At 61.0% G+C, this 17,673-nt stretch carries 17 protein-coding genes; 10 read left to right on the top strand and 7 right to left on the bottom strand.

Annotated elements, in window-relative coordinates:
* Nucleotides 1-504: 504 nt before the first annotated feature.
* Nucleotides 505-876: a hypothetical protein gene (locus NKJ40_RS11500; RefSeq protein WP_352466200.1), complete on the top strand. Its 372-nt coding sequence runs from the start codon at nucleotides 505-507 to the stop codon at nucleotides 874-876.
* Between the two features lie 68 nt (nucleotides 877-944).
* Here the strand turns inward: NKJ40_RS11500 and NKJ40_RS11495 are convergent, their stop codons facing one another.
* Nucleotides 945-1,622, bottom strand: coding sequence for a DsbA family oxidoreductase (locus NKJ40_RS11495; protein ID WP_352466199.1), 678 nt, complete (start codon nucleotides 1,620-1,622; stop codon nucleotides 945-947).
* A 23-nt stretch (nucleotides 1,623-1,645) separates the two neighbouring features.
* On the bottom strand, nucleotides 1,646-3,466 hold the full coding sequence (locus tag NKJ40_RS11490; RefSeq protein ID WP_352466198.1) for an extracellular solute-binding protein: 1,821 nt from the start codon (nucleotides 3,464-3,466) through the stop codon (nucleotides 1,646-1,648).
* Between the two features lie 230 nt (nucleotides 3,467-3,696).
* Here NKJ40_RS11490 and NKJ40_RS11485 point away from each other — a divergent pair, with 230 nt between their 5' ends.
* Nucleotides 3,697-4,326, top strand: coding sequence for an invasion associated locus B family protein (locus NKJ40_RS11485; protein ID WP_352466197.1), 630 nt, complete (start codon nucleotides 3,697-3,699; stop codon nucleotides 4,324-4,326).
* Nucleotides 4,327-4,448: 122 nt separating this feature from the next.
* Here NKJ40_RS11485 and hspQ read toward each other — a convergent pair whose 3' ends face one another.
* Both hspQ and NKJ40_RS11475 read right to left on the bottom strand, forming a co-directional pair.
* Nucleotides 4,449-4,772 carry a heat shock protein HspQ gene (hspQ, locus tag NKJ40_RS11480; RefSeq protein ID WP_023675043.1) on the bottom strand — a complete coding sequence of 108 codons (324 nt, stop codon included), beginning with the start codon at nucleotides 4,770-4,772 and terminating at the stop codon, nucleotides 4,449-4,451.
* 222 nt (nucleotides 4,773-4,994) lie between these two features.
* Nucleotides 4,995-6,203, bottom strand: coding sequence for a UbiH/UbiF family hydroxylase (locus tag NKJ40_RS11475; protein ID WP_352466196.1), 1,209 nt, complete (start codon nucleotides 6,201-6,203; stop codon nucleotides 4,995-4,997).
* 103 nt (nucleotides 6,204-6,306) lie between these two features.
* On the opposite strand from NKJ40_RS11475, the gene NKJ40_RS11470 reads away from it, so the two are divergent.
* From NKJ40_RS11470 to NKJ40_RS11435, 8 genes are all read left to right on the top strand, one after another.
* Nucleotides 6,307-7,203 (top strand): DUF2182 domain-containing protein, encoded by an 897-nt coding sequence (locus NKJ40_RS11470; RefSeq protein WP_352466195.1) that lies wholly within the window; start codon nucleotides 6,307-6,309, stop codon nucleotides 7,201-7,203.
* Nucleotides 7,204-7,216: 13 nt separating this feature from the next.
* Complete coding sequence (locus NKJ40_RS11465) at nucleotides 7,217-7,831, top strand: DUF1326 domain-containing protein (protein WP_352466194.1); 615 nt, start codon at nucleotides 7,217-7,219, stop codon at nucleotides 7,829-7,831.
* Nucleotides 7,828-8,643 (top strand): phosphatidylcholine synthase, encoded by an 816-nt coding sequence (pcsA, locus tag NKJ40_RS11460; RefSeq protein ID WP_352466193.1) that lies wholly within the window; start codon nucleotides 7,828-7,830, stop codon nucleotides 8,641-8,643. Before NKJ40_RS11465 ends, pcsA begins: the two co-directional genes overlap by 4 nt.
* An 18-nt stretch (nucleotides 8,644-8,661) precedes the next feature.
* Nucleotides 8,662-9,639, top strand: a complete 978-nt coding sequence (locus NKJ40_RS11455) for a quinone oxidoreductase family protein (protein WP_352466192.1) — start codon at nucleotides 8,662-8,664, stop codon at nucleotides 9,637-9,639.
* Nucleotides 9,640-9,789: 150 nt separating this feature from the next.
* On the top strand, nucleotides 9,790-11,382 hold the full coding sequence (locus NKJ40_RS11450) for an ABC transporter ATP-binding protein (RefSeq protein ID WP_502903704.1): 1,593 nt from the start codon (nucleotides 9,790-9,792) through the stop codon (nucleotides 11,380-11,382).
* Nucleotides 11,379-12,491 carry an ABC transporter permease gene (locus tag NKJ40_RS11445; RefSeq protein WP_352466274.1) on the top strand — a complete coding sequence of 371 codons (1,113 nt, stop codon included), beginning with the start codon at nucleotides 11,379-11,381 and terminating at the stop codon, nucleotides 12,489-12,491. Before NKJ40_RS11450 ends, NKJ40_RS11445 begins: the two co-directional genes overlap by 4 nt.
* On the top strand, nucleotides 12,491-13,465 hold the full coding sequence (locus NKJ40_RS11440; protein ID WP_352466190.1) for an ABC transporter permease: 975 nt from the start codon (nucleotides 12,491-12,493) through the stop codon (nucleotides 13,463-13,465). The genes NKJ40_RS11445 and NKJ40_RS11440 overlap by 1 nt, the downstream gene beginning before the upstream one ends.
* A gap of 47 nt (nucleotides 13,466-13,512) precedes the next feature.
* Nucleotides 13,513-14,580, top strand: coding sequence for a BMP family ABC transporter substrate-binding protein (locus NKJ40_RS11435; RefSeq protein WP_352466189.1), 1,068 nt, complete (start codon nucleotides 13,513-13,515; stop codon nucleotides 14,578-14,580).
* 62 nt (nucleotides 14,581-14,642) lie between these two features.
* Here the strand turns inward: NKJ40_RS11435 and rimO are convergent, their stop codons facing one another.
* From rimO to NKJ40_RS11420, 3 genes are all read right to left on the bottom strand, one after another.
* Complete coding sequence (gene rimO, locus NKJ40_RS11430; RefSeq protein ID WP_352466188.1) at nucleotides 14,643-15,956, bottom strand: 30S ribosomal protein S12 methylthiotransferase RimO; 1,314 nt, start codon at nucleotides 15,954-15,956, stop codon at nucleotides 14,643-14,645.
* Nucleotides 15,957-16,107: 151 nt separating this feature from the next.
* A complete protein-coding gene (locus NKJ40_RS11425; protein WP_352466187.1) occupies nucleotides 16,108-16,767 on the bottom strand; it encodes a TerC family protein in 660 nt (219 codons plus the stop codon).
* Between the two features lie 190 nt (nucleotides 16,768-16,957).
* Nucleotides 16,958-17,365, bottom strand: a complete 408-nt coding sequence (locus tag NKJ40_RS11420; protein ID WP_352466186.1) for a DUF930 domain-containing protein — start codon at nucleotides 17,363-17,365, stop codon at nucleotides 16,958-16,960.
* Between the last annotated feature and the right edge of the window lie 308 nt (nucleotides 17,366-17,673).

Genomic DNA, 17,673 nt, shown 5'->3' with positions numbered 1-17,673 from the left:
TATTGAATGTCGCGTTGGTCTATCGACCCGAATCACTATCCCGCCCAAACGATTTTTCTTTTGTTACGGACAGTAACACCAATTGATCATTTTCCATTAGCTTTTCTCCGGCCGCCGATGGCTTAGCTCGCGGGCCGTTGCAGTGGAGCAACAGAATGAATGATCACGGCGCTATGCCGTGACGCTTCGAGGGGCGGAATAACAACGCAATTTCAAATAGTTACTTGCCCGCACAGGAGCAAGTAGAGACCTTCCCCAAGGGAAGGTCTTCACACAGCTTTGTGAACATAGAAGCGCCGTCCAGCGGTCGATCTTCACAGCCTGAACCGCCTTTACGGTCAGCTCCGACCTCGTCGGCGGCCAGAACGTGACCGTATGATTCGTGGTTGAAGCCGCCTTGTCAGGAGCCCGTAGTCGGCCAAGCAATGACTTTGCCGACACAGTCCAGGATGCGGATCAATATCAATTGGCCCGTGCCTTTTTAAGAGCGCGCACAAACCGCGTTTGACAAACACGCGCTTCGGATCGAACCTGCCGGACGCATCCAGGTTTGAACCGGGGGAAGTTCTTCATGCTTGCACGGACATTGTTTGCGGCGAGGGACAGATCGAGTTCAACACGCCGTCCGGCAATATTGGCTGCATCTACACGCCGAAGGGCGGCACCAGCACCTACGAGCCGCAGGATGGCGGACCGGAACTGAGCTGTTCGCGCGTCGAGCCCAGCTACGTCACCATCATCCTCGGCCCGAAAGGCCCGGCGACGCTGATCAAGAATCCGGGCGAGCAAGGCTGCTGCGGCGACGTGGCCAAGCTGGCGTACGGCAATAGCTGGAGCAAGGGCCGTTTTCCTGCCAGTCATCCACCAAGGGATTGACCTGCGCCGGCAAGCATGGCCATGGCTTTTTCGTCAGCAAGGCCAAGGTGACGGTGAAATAGTCCGGCTCAGTTGGCTGTTTCCAGTTCGCCGCGTGCCTTGGCTGCGGCGACCTGGCGGAGTGCATCGGCAAGCGTATCGGCGTCCTGGGCGCCCATCACCGCATATTTGCCTTCAAGCAGAAAGCACGGCACGCCAGATATGCCCATGCGCGAAGCGGTGGCGATTTCGGTGCGCACCGCCTCGACATCCGCGTCGGTCGACAGAAGCGTTTCGACCACGGAGGCATCCATACCGGCCTCGCGGGCCGCTTCGATCAGCACGGCATGATCGCCGAGATTGGCGCCTTCCTCGAAATTCAGCTGGAACAGCCGGCGCACCAGCCGGTTCTGAACGGCCTCGCCGGCCGTCCCGGCCCAGCGAATGAGCCGGTGCGCATCCAGCGTATTGGGCGCGACCTTGATGGCGTCGAACGCGAAGGAAATCCCTTCAGCCTCGCCCAACGGCTCGATCCGGGCATGGATTTCGCGAATGCGTTGATCGCTGCCGAATTTCGCCACCATGTAGTCGCGGCGGTTCTTGCCTTCGGGCGGGATCGTCGGGTCGAGCTGGAAGGGCCGCCAGCGTATGTGAACGTCGATGTCGACGGCGGCAATCGCCTTGTCGAGCCGTTTCTGGCCGATAAAGCACCAGGGGCATACCACGTCGGAGACCACATCGACGGTAATCGAGTTCTCGTCGTTCATCTTGATCTCCTGTTCTGAAGAGGTCACTTCGGTTTGCGCCACCAGGTTGGCAACTGATAACCGTATATGGGCGTCTTTTGCGGATGTTCCAGATAGTTCCAATAAGCAAGCCATTGCCGGTTGTTGTGCTGCGTCGGCACCATGTAATTACCGGAGATCAGCAGCCGATCGAGAACGCGGACGGCGGCGACATAGTCCTCCTTCGAACGGGCTCTCAGCATCGCCTCGATCGCCGCGTCCACCGCCGGATCGGCAACGCCGGCGAGGTTGAACGATCCTTCGGCCTTGGCGGCAACGGATCCCCAGCGCCCGGTTTGCTCGATACCGGGCGACAGTGAGTTGTTGAAACCGGTCGAGCCGACCAGCACCTCGAAATCGAAACGCTGCTTGCGCGACTGGATCTGATCACCGTCGAGGCTGCGGATGCCGACATCGATGCCGAGCTTCTCAAGCGTGCGCTGATAGATAGCGGCAAGTCGCTCTTCGTCCTGCGAAGCGGTCAGGATCTCGAAACCGAACGGCTTTCCCTCGGGATCGAGCATCGCGCCGTCCTGCACCGTATAGCCTGCGCTCTTCAGCAGCTCGAATGCCGCCTTCAACACCTTGCGGTCCTGGCCGGAGCCGTCGGTGACGGGCGGCCTGTGGGTGCCGTCCATGACATCCGCAGGCACGCGCCCGGGGTAGGGGGCCAGCAGGGCCTTTTCCTTTTCGCTGGCCGGGTGGCCGAGCGCGGACAGTTCGGAATTCTGCCAAAAGCTCATCGTGCGCGTGTATTTGCCGCCGAACAGATTCTTGTTGGCCCATTCGAAATCGTAGAGCATGCCGAGCGCGCGCCGCACGACCGGATTGGAAAATTTCGGCAGCCGCGTGTTGAACAGGAAACCGTTGACCACCGGCGGAATGCCGGTGTCGAAAGTTTCGGCGATGACCTCGCCCCTGTGGAAGGCCGGAAAGTCGAGATCGCGCTCGCGTTTGACCGGGTCGCTGTCCTCGTCGATGGCGCAGATGCCTTTCTTGAACGCTTCCTGCTTGGCGTTGGCGTTGAGGAAATATTCGATGGTGATCTGGTCGTAATTGTCGAAGCCGCGCTTGGACGGCACGTCCTTGCCCCAATAGGCCGGATTGCGCTTGAACACGATGCGCTGGCCCGGCACGACTTGCTCCACCGTGTAAGGCCCGCTGCCGATCACCGGCTTCAGCGTCGTCCTGTCGAAGGTGTCCTTGTTGAAGCCGTGTTTCGGGATGATCGGCGTCAGCGCAATGATCAGGGGAAATTCGCGGTCCGCCTTATCGTTGAAGGTGAAGCGCACACTGCGGTCGCCGGTCTTTTCGAGCTTGGCAATCGCTTTCATTCGCTGGCTGTAAGGTGGTCGGCCCTTCTCGGTGAAGACGTCATAGGTGAACAACACGTCTTCCGGCGTCACTGGCTCGCCGTCCGACCATTTGGCCCTGGGATCGAGGTGGAATTCGATGCTCTTGCGCTCGGGATCCATGTCGGCGGTATCGGCGAGCAGGCCGTAGAGACTGAAGGCCTCGTCGTAGTTGCGCTGCATCAACGGCTCGAAAACAAGATTGCCAAAGGCTTGATCCATCATGCCACGCGCGGTGGTGCGCAGGCTTCTCAGTATGAACGGATTGAGATTGTCGAAGCTGCCGACGACGCAGTAGGTAATGCTGCCGCCTTTCGGCGCGTCGGGATTGACGTAGTTGAAATGATCATAGTCGGCCGGCAGCGCCGGTTCGCCCTGCATGGCAAGCGCGTGCTTCGGTTCCGACAGGGCCGGCTGCAGGGAAAGGCCAACACACAAGATTGCGGCGATCAGCCAAACGACAACGCGGCCCATGACCGTCTCCTTCCCGATTCGATGCGCAGCATACATGAGCCGGTCGTGCACCGGCCAACCCCTTGACCCAATCCCTCGGCCAAGATTCGCGAGGCCCGGGCTGGATTCGGCATCGCTTGCAGTGTAACACGCCGTCCGAAGTCATTCTGTTGCCTCATTTCGGCAACAGGTAGCTGGACCACACGGCGCGAAAAGGCCGGTTCCGGGATCATTTGAGAGGAATGCACGACATGACGAGCCTGAACAGCAACGCGTACCGCCTGTCGGTCATGGCCGCTGGCGTGGTCGGCATTCTGGGCGCCGGGATTCCCGCTGCTTCCGCGCAGCAGCAACAGCAGATTCCGCAAGGCTGGTTCAAGGCCTGCACCAAGCAGGAAGACGTCGACATCTGCAATGTCCAGAACATCACCACGGCCGGCAACGGCCAGCTCATCACCGGCGTCAGCCTGATCGAATTGAAGGGCAAGGTGAACCGCAAGGTCTTCCAGGTGACGGTTCCGACCGGCCGTCTGGTTCCTCCCGGCATCGGCCTCCAGATCGACGGCGGCAAGGCGCAGAAGCTCGACTATGTGATCTGTTTCCCGGATCGCTGCGTGGCGGAAGTGCCGCTGACCGATCAGCTCGTCGCATCCTTCAAGAAGGGATCGGCGCTGACGCTCACCTCAGTCAATTTCCAAAACCAGCCGAACCCGATCAAGATTGCGCTCACCGGCTTCAGCGGCGCCTTCGACGGCCCGCCGCTGCAGCAGTCGGACATCGAGGACCGGCAGAAAAAGCTCCAGGAGTTCGTCGCCAAGAACAATCAGGATTTTGCCAGGAAGCTCAAGGAAGAGCAGGAGAAGGCGAAGGCCGCTAACTGATCGACGGGTTTTCGAACCAACAAGAAGCGGGGTTCATGCCCCGCTTTTTTCGTTTGGACCGGCCGTTTGTCGGGTCCAGCCATGTCTCAAGCCTGTCCCAGCCCAGCCAGATCCCGGCTAAGTCAATGTCTCAATTGGTGCTTCGGCTCGTAGCGCCCGTCTGGCTTCTTGTCGAACATCTCACCTATCTGCGGATGCCGGACCGGTTCGCCCGACCGGTCCTCGAGTAAATTCTGCTCGGACACATAGGCGATGTATTCCGTCTCCGAATTCTCGGCGAGCAGATGATAGAAAGGCTGGTCCTTGCGCGGCCGCACGTCAGCGGGGATCGCCTCGTACCATTCGTCGGTATTGGCGAATTGCGGATCGACGTCGAAAATGACGCCGCGGAACGGAAACAGCCGGTGGCGAACTACCTGTCCGATCGAGAATTTGGCTGTCTTCATCGCACTCACCACTTGAACTTCTTGAACGCCACCCATCCCGAAACACGCAAGAAAACGCTCCAGGACTTTAGACTCCTACGCACCAATCCGGCAAAGATTGGCCCAGAACTTACGGTCGACATCGTCATTATTTGGCGCAGACGCCGCGTCAATTCAATCCCGATCCCCTTGATGCCGGGTTGAGCATCGCAAGATGCGGATCAAGGGCGGTGCCCAAGATCGCTATCGCGCAGCCGCTTTTCGCAATCCGCCAAAAAACGCCGCAAAACCGCTGCCGGGTCGAAGACCCTCGCGCATGAAAAACGCCCGCAGCGGCGCAAACCCCTCAAGCGCGCCCAGGCCAGCGCTGCGCACCAACTGAGCCGGCAGCATGTCGGAAAGCAACGACATGTTCAGCAGGTTGACCGCGCTGCTGCGCGCCAGAATGTCCGGCCGCCGCTTGAAATCATAGGCTGCAAGCGCCTGGGCGGCGCCCGGGTCCGAGCGGTTTCTGCTTGCGGTAGCAATCAGGTCGTCGATGTCCCGGATGCCGAGATTAAGGCCTTGCGCGCCGATTGGGGGAAACACATGGGCGGCTTCACCGACAAGGGCTACGCGGCGCTGCGCAAACCGCCACGGGCTCACCGCTGAAAGGGGGTAGACCTGCCGGCCGGGCTCAACCGACACGCGGCCCAGCATCGATTGCATCCGCTGTTCGACCCGCGTCGAAAGCTCGGCGTCGTCGAGTGCTGCAAGGTCCCTGGCGATATCGGGCTCGAGCACCCAGACAAGGCTGGACCGGTTGCCGGGCAGAGGAACCTGTGTGAACGGACCGGTCTCGGTGTGGAATTCGGTCGAGGTGAAGGCGTGGTCGCTGCGGTGACCGAAATTGAGCACCAGCGCCGCCTGCGGATAGGATCGGACCGAGGTCCGGATGCCGGCTGCCCCGCGGGCCGGCGAGTGACGGCCATCGGCGGCAACCGCCAGCGACGCCTCAACCTCGCTGCCGTCGGCGAGAACGGCATGGGCATGGTCGGCATCGAGGCGCCATGCCTCCACCATCGACTTTCGCCATTCGATGCCCGAATGCGCGACAGCCTCGGCTAGCGTGCGGTTGAGAACGCTGTTGGGCAAGTTCAGCCCGAATTGCTCTTCGTTGATCTCGCTGGCGCGAAAGGTCACTGTCGGGCTGCGGATCAGCCGGTTGGTTGCGTCAACGATGCGCATCACCTTGAGCGGCGCTGCGTGCTGCCTGATTCCGTCAAAGATCCCGAGCCGTTCGAACATCTTCAGGGCAGGGTTCATCAAGGCTGTCGTCCGGCCGTCGGGGCCGGTTGCCTCGGGTCCGACGAGCGTCACCGGAAAGCCCGCCTCGGCAAAGCCAAGCGCCGCGATCAGCCCCGCAGGGCCGCTGCCGGCGACCAATATCCGTGCTGTTTCCCGATGGTCCAAATTCGGCTTCCGGATTGCGAGGTGAGGCCTGTCCGACCTGCTGGTCCATATAGGTCAGGTGATGCGGCTTGATCAACGCGGCGATTCGGCCCATTCGGTTGCCATGACCGGCCAAAAAGACGATTTCAGCCATCTCGACGGTACCGGCCGCGCGATGGCGAGCGTTGCGCGCAGCCCTCGACTGGCCGTGAGCGTTGTTGCCGGCATGGGCATCGCCCTTGCCTGGCTCCTTCTCGGCGCAATGGCAGTTCGTGGTGCCGTAAGCCGGCTCCCGGGCGCCGATGTACCCGGCGACGCCGTGCTGGAATACCTGCCGCAACTGCCGTTGCCGGATTTCCTTGCGCGTTTCTTCGCCCTCTGCCTTGCGCCGGCGCCGCTTCGCGCAAGCCTAGGCGCGCAAGGCGGGGCACTCACCGCGATGTGGCTGTTGATGGCCGTCGCGACCATGCTGCCCTCCGCGGCGCCGATGATCCGCACCTATTGCGAGATCGCAGATACCGCCCGGATCAAGAGGGAGCCGGTCGTCCATCCGCTGATCCTTGTCGCTGGATATTTGAACGTCTGGTTTGCCGCCGCGGCAATATTCGCTGCCCTGACGCTCGCAGTCCATGCATTCGCGTCATCCGGGCAGATGCTCGATCCGCTGGTTGGAATTGCCGGAGCAGTCGCGCTGTCGATCGCTGGTCTCTATCAGTTCAGCTGGCTGAAGGAAGCCTGTCTGGAGAAGTGCAGAAATCCGTTCTCGGTCCTGTTCGCCAACTGGAGCGCCAGGCCCATTCGCATTTTCCGGCTCGGCATCGAGCAGGGCCTGTGGTGCCTTGGATGCTGCTGGGCGCTGATGCTGGTAATGTTTGCCGTCGGTGTGATGAACGTGTTCTGGATGGCGCTGATCGGCCTGTTCAGCCTGGTCGAAAAACAGACGGCAGGCAATCTGCCGACGCGGTTGGGCGGTGCGATACTGCTTGTCTGGGCAGCCGCGCTACTAGTAGTCTCGGCATGAGGGGGAGAATTCGATGACAGATCAAAACTGGGCAATGAAGGGAGAGCTCGTCCTCTCCTGCAATTGCACGGTTTTTTGCCCTTGCGTGCTGTCGCTCGGCAATCATCCGCCGACCGAAGGCTATTGCCAGACCTGGGCCGGATTCCGCATCGATGCCGGCCATTTCGGCGAGGTCGACCTGTCCGGTCTCAATCTTGGGCTGATCATGGAAATCCCCGGCTATATGAGCCGCGGCAACTGGACGGCCGGCCTGTTCATCGACAAGCGCGCCTCGGTTTACGCTGTGAAGGGACTGACGAAGATATTCACCGGCAAGGCCGGTGGAACCACATCGCTGCTCTCCATCCTGGTCGGACAGTTCCTCGGCGCCGAGCAGGTGCCGATCACCTACGAGACGCGTGAGAAAACACGCATCTTTCAGATACCGAAGATCATCGATGGCGCGGTGACGCCAATCACCGGCAAGGATCGCGACAAGGATACGGTCATCAGCAATTCGGAATACTGGATTGCGCCGGAAATCATCGTCGCCAAATCCGACAAGAGCAAAATGCGGGCCTTTGGCCGCAACTGGAACTTTGCCGGGCGTTCGGCCGAAATCTGCAAGCTGGACTGGCGGGGCCCGTGAGCAAGAAGACGACGGCCAGGAAAATCGCCGACCGGATTCCGCGACCGAAGAAGAAAGTCACGTGGCCGCAGGCGCGGGCGTTCTCGGTCCATCTCTTGACCGCGTCGGGCTCATTCCTGGCGTTTCTGTCGCTAGTGGCAGCAAGCGAGCAGCGCTGGACGGCGATGTTCTGGTGGCTGGGGCTGGCGCTTTTCGTCGACGGTATCGACGGCCCGATCGCCAGGAAGCTCGACGTCAAGGAAATCCTGCCGACATGGTCGGGCGAACTGCTCGACAACATCATCGACTACGTGACCTACGTGTTGATTCCGGCCTTTGCGCTCTATCAGCGCGGCTTCATGGGCGAGCGCCTGTCGTTCCTGTCGGCGGCAATAATCGTGGTGTCGAGCGCAATCTACTATGCCGATACCGGCATGAAGACGAAGGAGAATTTCTTCAAAGGCTTTCCGGTCGTCTGGAACATGGTGGTGTTCACGCTGTTCGTCATCGAACCAGGCCAATGGGTTTCCTTCGCCGCGGTCGTGGTGGCCGGCATTCTCACCTTCGTGCCGATCAATTTCATCCATCCGGTGCGGGTGAAGCGGCTGCGGCCAATCAATCTCGGCATGACGCTGCTTTGGTGCGCTTTCGGCGCGCTGGCGCTGGCGCAGGCCGCACTTGCCTCCTTCTACGACCAGATCGGCGTGCTGGGCGAGCAGGTGAGCGATTTCATCAAGATCGGGATTACGGTCACCGGGCTTTACCTCGCCTGCATCGGCGCTATCATGCAGTTCTTTCCAAATCTCGGCGCCAAGCCGGACAAGAAAGCCTGATCCCAAGAGAGCCTGAAAATGTCCAAAGCGATCCGCATCCATGCCCACGGCGGCCCGGAGGTCCTGACCTATGAGGATGCCGATCCCGGGCAGCCGGGCTTGGGACAGATCCTGGTCAGGCACACGGCGATCGGTCTCAATTTCATCGACGTCTATTATCGCTCTGGCCTTTATCCGCTACCCAGTGGGTTCCCGCTGATCCCCGGCGGCGAGGCGGCCGGCGTGGTTTTGGACGTCGGCACAGATGTCGACTGGCTGAAGCCCGGGGATCGCGTCGCCTATGCCGTGACGACCGGTGCCTATGCCGGGCAGCGCGTGATCGCCGCCGACCGCGTGGTGAAGGTGCCGGACGGCATCAGCGACGAACAGGCCGCGGCGATGATGCTAAAGGGCATGACCGCCGAGTACTTGTTGCGCCGTACATTCAAGGTGAAGGCCGGCGATACGGTCCTGTTCCATGCGGCGGCAGGCGGCGTTGGCCTGATCCTCGGCCAATGGGCCAAGCATCTCGGCGCGACGGTGATCGGCACCGCAAGTTCAACCGACAAGATCGAGCTCGCCAAGGCGCATGGCTTCGACCACGTGATCAACTATCGCGAACAGGATTTCGTGGCCGGCGTTGCCGCTATCACCGGTGGCAAGAAATGCGACGTTGTCTATGACTCGGTTGGCAACGACACGTTTCCAGCCTCGCTCGATTGCCTGCGGCCGCTCGGCACGTTCGTCAGCTTCGGTCAATCGTCTGGGCCGATCCCGCCCTTCAGCATCTCGCTGCTGGCGCAGAAGGGCTCGCTGTTCGCAACGCGGCCGACGCTATTCGTCTACAACGCCAGGCGCGAAGACCTCGAGGCTTCCGCCGCCGCCTTGTTCGATGTGGTGCTCAGCGGCGCCGTCAAGATCAAGATCAACCAGCGTTACGCGCTCAGCGATGCGGGCAAGGCGCATTCCGATCTCGAAGGGCGCCGGACCACCGGGACAACGATACTTGTCCCTTGAGCCCGCATTTTCGGCCCGCCAACGCCGCCGTTCTTGCGAACTGCTCTTTACCGCTTGAGTTTCCGCTGAAATTCTTGAAGCTCTTTCAAGTCGCGAGGCGCTTACCGTAGAGAGCAGGCCGCGCATACGATGCTTGCGGGAACACAGAACATGTCTGGCAAACCAGATGGAGGCACCGTGAGTGCAGATCAGGACGGCGCAAACCTGCTTGAGGTTCGCGGCCTCACAAAGATATTCGGCACATTGACGGCGTGCGACCATGTCGATCTCAACATCGCCAAGGGCGAGATCCATGCATTGCTTGGCGAGAACGGCGCCGGCAAGTCGACCCTGGTGAAAATGCTGTTTGGATCGCTGGAACCGAATTCCGGCGAGATTTTCTGGAATGGCCAGGCGGTCAGGATCACCAGCCCCGGTACCGCAAAAAAGCTCGGCATCGGCATGGTTTTCCAGCATTTTTCTCTTTTCGAAGCGCTGACGGCGGCGGAGAATATCGCGCTGTCGCTGGATGACGGCTCGCCGATCAGCACGATCGCGGCCAAGGCGAGGGCGCTCTCCTACAGTTACGGCCTGCCTCTCGATCCGCTATCGCTGGTCGGTGATCTGTCGGTCGGCGAGCGTCAGCGTATCGAAATCATCCGCTGCCTGCTGCAGACGCCGCAACTCATCATCCTCGACGAGCCGACTTCGGTGCTGACGCCGCAGGAGGCCGATAAGCTGTTCGAGACGCTCGAACGGCTGCGTTCGGAAGGAAAGTCCATCCTCTACATTTCGCACCGGCTGGAAGAGGTCAAACGGATCTGCGACCGCGCCACCGTGCTGCGTCACGGCAAGGTGGTCGGCCATTGCAATCCGCGCCAGGAAACCGCGTCTTCGTTGGCGCGGATGATGGTCGGCAACGAGGTGCAGGCCGTGGTGCGGGCGCCGGCCGAGGGTATCGAGACCGCGCCGGTGCTGCTTCAAATCCGCGAACTCACCCGCAAGCCGGCGACCCCGTTCTCGATCCCGCTCAGGAACATCAATCTTGAAGTCCGCGCCGGCGAGGTGATCGGCATTGCCGGTGTGGCCGGCAACGGCCAGGGTGAATTCTTCGAATCGGTTTCCGGCGAGGTGCTGCAGCAGGATGCGGGCTCGGTCCGCATCCGCGGTAAGGATGCCGGCGGCCTCACCATCACCGGCAGGCGACTGATGGGCGCTGCCTTCGTCCCGGAAGAGCGGCTCGGCCATGGCGCAGCACCGCGCATGAAACTTTCGGAGAACCTGCTTCTGTCGCGCCACGCCACCGATGGCAAGATGTTTGTCGGCGCCGGTGGAATGGTCAAGGGCGATGCGATCTATACCGCTGCCCAGCGCATCATAAAGGCGATGGACGTGCGCAAGAGCGCGCCGGATCCAGAGGCTGCGGCTCTTTCTGGCGGCAATCTGCAGAAGTTCATCGTCGGCCGCGAACTCGACCGCCGGCCAAGCGTCTTGGTGGTCAATCAGCCGACCTGGGGGGTCGACGCGGGTGCGGCGGCCCACATCCGCCAGGCGCTGATCGAACTGGCGCGCAGCGGCTCTGCGGTGCTGGTGATCAGCCAGGACCTCGACGAGCTGTTCGAGATTTCCGATGCGATCACGGTCATGCACAATGGCGAACTGTCGAACCCGCTGCCGATAGCTGAAGCGACATTCGAGAAGATCGGGCTGCTGATGGGCGGCGCCGAACCCGGGCATGCCGAACATACGCTGGAGACGGCCTGATGCGCCTCGAACTTGTAAAACGCCCGCAGCGCTCGATGCTGTTTTCGGCACTCTCGCCTTTCATCGCTTTCGTTTTGACGATCATTGCCGGTGCCATCATGTTCGCGCTGCTCGGCGTCAACCCCTTGACTGCGTTCCGCATCTACTTCATCGAACCGATCAGCCAAGTATGGCAGTTGCATGAGTTGGCGATCAAGGCCGCCCCCTTGATCCTAATCGCGGTCGGCCTGTCGGTCTGCTACAAGGCGAACATCTGGAACATCGGCGCCGAAGGCCAGTTTATCCTGGGCGGCATTGTCGGCTCGATCATCCCCGTGCTGTTTCCGCAGTTCGAAGGCCCATTAGTGCTGCCGCTGATGCTTCTGCTCGGCATGGTCGGTGGAGCCGCCTATGCCGCAATTCCGGCACTGCTGAAGACGCGCTTCAATACCAACGAGATCCTGACCAGTCTGATGCTGGTCTATGTCGCCCAGCTCTTCCTCGACTGGCTGGTACGCGGGCCGTGGCGCGACCCGCAGGGCCATGGTTTCCCGCAAACCATCCAGTTCAACGACTCGGCCATACTGCCGGAACTCCTTCCGGAATCCGGCCGGGCAAACTGGGGATTTGTCTTCGCGCTGGTCGCGGCGATACTGATCTGGATCCTGATGAGCCGTATGCTGAAAGGCTTCGAGGTCCGCGTGCTCGGCTCAAGCCCGAGGGCAGGGCGCTTCGCCGGGTTTGGCCTCAAGCGCATGGTCTTCTTTGCCTTCCTGCTGTCGGGCGCACTGGCCGGGCTTGCCGGGATTTCGGAGGTCTCAGGCGCCATCGGGCAGCTGCAGCCGGTGATCTCGCCCGGCTACGGATTTACCGCCATCATCGTCGCATTCCTCGGCCGGCTCAATCCGCTCGGCATCGTTGCCGCCGGCCTTGTGCTGGCGCTGACCTATCTCGGCGGCGAGGCGGTGCAAAGCGCGCTCGGCATCTCCGACAAGGTGGCGCGCGTGTTCCAGGGCATGCTTTTGTTCTTCGTGCTCGGCTGCGACACGCTCATTCACTATCGCATTCGCCTGACCGGCTTTGCCGCACCGAAACTTGAGGCGGCGCCGAAGCTGGAGGAAGCTCGCTGATGGACATCACCGTCAACATCCTTTTGACCATCGCGACGGCGGCGACGCCGCTGCTGATCGCGGCGATCGGCGAACTGGTGGTCGAACGTTCGGGTGTGCTCAATCTCGGCGTCGAAGGAATGATGATCATGGGTGCGGTCGGCGGTTTCGGCGCCGGCTATCTCACCGGCTCGCCATGGATAGGGCTGTTGGCGGCAATTGCCATGGGGGCAGTGTTCTCGCTGCTGTTCGCCGTCATGACCCTGTCGCTGGCCACCAACCAGGTGGCAACCGGCCTGTCGCTGACGCTGCTCGGCCTTGGTCTTTCCGGCATGATGGGGACGAATTTTGTCGGCCAGCCCGGCGAGAGATTGCCTAACCTCGATATTCCCGGCCTGACCGCCATCCCGGTCGTCGGCAGGCTGCTGTTCGGACAGGATCCAATCTTCTACATCTCGATCGCGCTGACCGCCGTCGTCATGTGGTTCCTGTTCAAGACCCGCACCGGGCTCACCTTGCGTTCGATCGGCGACAGCCATGCATCCGCCCATGCGCTTGGCATCCACGTCATCCGTTACCGCTACCTTTCGGTGATCTTCGGCGGCGCTTGTGCAGGGCTTGCCGGCGGTCACCTATCGCTGGTCTACACACCGCAATGGGTGGAGAACATGACCGCCGGCCGCGGCTGGATCGCGCTGGCTCTGGTCGTCTTCGCCTCCTGGCGGCCATGGCGGGTGCTGGCCGGCGCCTATATTTTCGGCGCGATCTGGGTTGGCCAGCTTCACGTCCAAGCCATAAATCTGCAGGACTTCGTCGACGCGCCCTGGTTGCTCTACAAGTTGGTTGCGTTCTTAAAATCGTTTCCCTCGCAGCTGCTTTCTTCGCTGCCCTATCTGGCAACCGTCGTGGTTCTCGTTCTAATCTCGCGCAACAAGCGTTTGACGATGATGAACACGCCGGCCTCTTTGGGCCAGCCATTCGTTCCGGATCGTTGACAACAAAAAGACGGAAGCTCCAAGGCTTAACTCAGAGAGGTAACACAATGAAAAAACTGCTTATTGCCCTGATGGCGACGACGGCCGCATTGTCATTGGCGGCCTCAGCCCAGGCGGCGGACAAGCTGAAGGCCTGCTGGGTCTACACCGGCCCGATCGGCGATTTCGGCTACTCCTACCAGCACGACCAAGGCCGCCTCGAGGTGGAAAAGGCACTCGGCGACAAGGTCGAGACCGCCTATCTCGAAAACGTCTCCGAAGGCCCCGATGCCGATCGCGCCTTCGAGCGCCTAGCACGCGAGGGATGCAAGATCATATTCGGCACGTCCTTCGGCTTCATGGACCCGGAAGTGAAGATCGCCAAGAAATTCCCCAAGGTGATGTTCGAGCACGCCACCGGTTACAAGACGGCCGAAAATCTCGGCATCTACAATGCGCGTTTCTATGAAGGCCGCTACGTGCTCGGCCAGATTGCCGCCAAGCAATCGAAGTCGGGCGTCGCCGGCTACATCGTTTCCTTCCCGATCCCGGAAGTGGTGATGGGCATAAATTCCTTTATGCTCGGCGCACAGTCGATCAACCCGAACTTCAAGGCGAAGATCGTGTGGGTGAACTCCTGGTTCGATCCGGGCAAGGAGGCCGACGCTGCCAAGGCATTGTTCGACCAGGGCGCCGATATCATTGTCCAGCATACCGACTCGACCGCTGCCTTGCAGGTGGCGGAGGAGCGCAAGCTGCACGGCTTCGGCCAGTCTTCCGATATGATCAAGTTCGCGCCGCACGCGCAGCTGACCGCGCTGACCGACGAGTGGGGTCCATACTACATCAGCCGCGTCCAGGCGGCGCTCGACGGCACCTGGAAGCCCGACAATGTCTGGCTCGGCATTAAAGACGGCGCCGTCAAGCTGGCGCCGTTCACCAACATGCCCGACGACGTCAAGGCGATGGCCGAAGCCACTACCAAGAAGATCGCCGACGGCTGGAATCCCTTCACCGGGCCGATCGCCAAGCAGGACGGCACACCTTGGCTGAAGGAGGGCGAGGTCGCCGACGACGCCACGTTGCTCGGCATGAATTTCTACGTGAAGGGCGTCGACGACAAGCTGCCGCAGTAGGCAGTCGGAAACATATCGAACGAAAGGGCGCCACGCGGCGCCCTTTTATTTTGGACGGAATATCAGACTGCTGAGCCGTAAAGGTCGTAAGCGTCGGCGCGCTCGATCTTGACCGTGACGATGTCGCCCGCGCGCAGTGGCCGCCGCGACTGGATATGGACCGAACCGTCGATTTCGGGCGCGTCGTATTTGGTCCGGCCCTTGGCCGAATTGCCATGCGCCTCGTCGATCAGGACAGGCAGGCGCTTACCGATTTTCTTGGTGAGCTGTGTTGCCGAAATCTTCTGCTGGCGCTGCATGAAGCGATGCCAGCGGGCTTCCTTGATCTCCTGCGGCACTTGCTCGAGGCCGAGCTCGTTGGAGCGGGCGCCTCTGACCGGCTCGTATTTGAAACAGCCGGCGCGGTCGATCTTGGCTTCGTCCAGCCAGTCGAGCAGCATCTCGAAATCGTCATCCGTCTCGCCGGGGAAGCCAACGATGAAGGTGGAGCGGATGGCAAGGTCCGGGCAGACGTCGCGCCAGCCGCGAATGCGCTCGAGCGTCTTTTCGCCATGAGCTGGCCGACGCATATTCTTCAGCACCTGCGGCGAGGCGTGCTGGAACGGAATGTCGAGATAGGGAAGAATCTTGCCTTCGGCCATCAGTGGGATGACGTCTGCGACATGCGGGTAGGGATAGACATAGTGCATGCGCACCCAGACACCGAGCTTGCCCAGTTCTTCCGACAAATCCAAGAATTTCGCCCGCACTTCGCGGTCGCCGAACTGGCTTGCCTGATACTTGATGTCGATGCCGTAGGCGCTTGTGTCCTGCGAAATGACGAGGATCTCCTTGACGCCGGCCTTGGCCAGCTTCTCGGCTTCGCGCAACACGTCGGCGGCGGGCCGCGATACGAGGTCGCCACGCAGCGCCGGTATGATGCAGAAGGTGCAGCGGTTGTTGCAGCCTTCCGAAATCTTGAGATATGCATAGTGGCGCGGCGTGAGCTTGACGCCCTGCGGCGGCAAAAGGTCGATGTAGGGATCGTGGCTCGGGGGGGCAGCCTCATGCACTGCCGCCATCACGCTTTCATAAGCTTGTGGTCCGGTGATGGCGAGGACGTTCGGATGTCTTTCACGGATGACGTCCGGCTCGGCGCCGAGGCAGCCGGTGACGATGACTTTGCCATTCTCTGAAAGTGCTGAGCCGATAGCGTTGAGCGATTCGTCGCGGGCCGAATCGAGGAAGCCACAAGTGTTGACGACGACCAGGTCGGCACCGTCGTGCTTGCGGGCGATCTCGTAACCCTCGGCGCGCAGGCGCGTGATGATGCGCTCCGAATCCACAAGGGCTTTCGGGCATCCAAGGCTGACGAAACTGACGCGAGGGGCGGACATCAAAGCTTTCCGGATTGTCAGGATTGGCGGCGCAGTACCACACTTGTTGCCGCATTGGTATGGGCAGCGGCTGCGGCGAAACGCAACCGCCAGCTTCGACGAAGGCTCGCCGAAGCTGAAAGGCCGGCCGATGCGAATTCGAGTCGATGCGTCAGCTCATCGCACTGCTGACATGCGGCAAGACTTCCGCAGCGCCTCGATAGATCATATCGAGCGCGACATAGAAGATGATCAAAAGGCCGATATAGGCGATCCAGCGATGGCGGTGCAGCAGCTTGGCGATGAAGCTCGCGGCAAGGCCCATCAACGCGATCGACAGGACGAGGCCGATCACCAGCACCTGGAAGTGATCGCGCGCTGCGCCGGCGACCGCCAGAACGTTATCGAGCGACATCGACACGTCGGCGATGACGATCTGCAATGCCGCCTGACCCAAGGTCTTCTTGCGCGCCTTGCCGGCCACCATATCATCGCTGTTGATATCAGAATTGGACAGCGCTTCGGTCGCCTCCACCTCGTCGGCATGGGACGTGCGCAGCTCGCGATACATCTTCCAGCACACCCACAGCAGCAAGATGCCGCCGGCCAGCAGCAGGCCGACAATCTGCAGCAGAGTGACGGTGATCGCGGCAAAACCGATACGCAGCACCGTCGCCGCCACCACGCCGATGAGAATCGCTCTCTTGCGCTGCTCGACCGGCAAGCCCGCCGCGGCCAGGCCGATGACGATGGCGTTATCGCCTGCAAGCACGAGGTCGATGGCGATGACCTGGAGCAGGGCAGAGAAGCCCGCGGCAGTGAAAATTTCCATCGACTGGAAGTCCCTTGCTGGTTGGCCGACCGTTCGCGTCGAATGCCTGGAGGCCCTAACGTGTATGGTTCCCGCGCGTCAAGGGACCGGTTGGAACAAGGTCGGCAAACCGCCCGTTATTGCGGCAATATACAGAGTTTGCGACGATCGGCCCGAACACCGGCAAAATGCGGCCACAGGTCGCGAATGCCTAGTTATAGAGATTGTATTTGGGCCAGTCGCTTTCCGGAATTTCATCACCGATCCGGTAGCGGAGCTGCAGGACTTCCATATGGTCCGGCGCTGTCTCGCATTTGAATTTCAGCCGGTACCATTGTCCCTTGCTGCGAAACGCAGCACCCGGGCTCTTGATCGCATCGGCGCCCATTTCGGGCGTCGCAAAAGCGTAGGCGACGACACGATCGGCTTTGTATTTGTGGTCGTCGCGGGTAATCCGGTCGAGAATTTCGGCGTCGCATCGCTGCTCCAGCCGGGTTTGCGGATCGAGTTTCAGCAGGCCGGCGCGCAATGCGCTGTCCATCGCGCTGGCCGGCCAAGCCAGTATCATCCATGCGAGAACCGCAGAAAATAGTTTATTCATAGGCGGGAGAAGCATCATATTCGGGCGGAGAAATCAACCCGACGAGGCAGCTGCCGGTGTGTGTCCGTGCTTGGCGCGGCGGGTTGACAGTTTTCGTTTTCATGCTGCTGTCGATTTAGAATGGCCGGATGTAGTCGACCACATCGAGTGCGCCGGCGCCGTCCTGGTTTTGGATCACCCCGATGTTCAGGAACCCGGTGTTTTGGCTGGTCATGCCTTGCATGCGCCTTTTTTGTATATCCTGAGGCAATTGTTGTGCCCGATATCCGGTCATTGGGCCTTGGAGAGCGAATGTCACGTATCGCCTTTCATGCTGCACATCTATG

The sequence above is a fragment of the Mesorhizobium sp. M0119 genome, from assembly GCF_040322615.1.
Lineage (GTDB): Bacteria > Pseudomonadota > Alphaproteobacteria > Rhizobiales > Rhizobiaceae > Mesorhizobium.
This window is presented reverse-complemented; position numbering and strand designations above follow the sequence as displayed.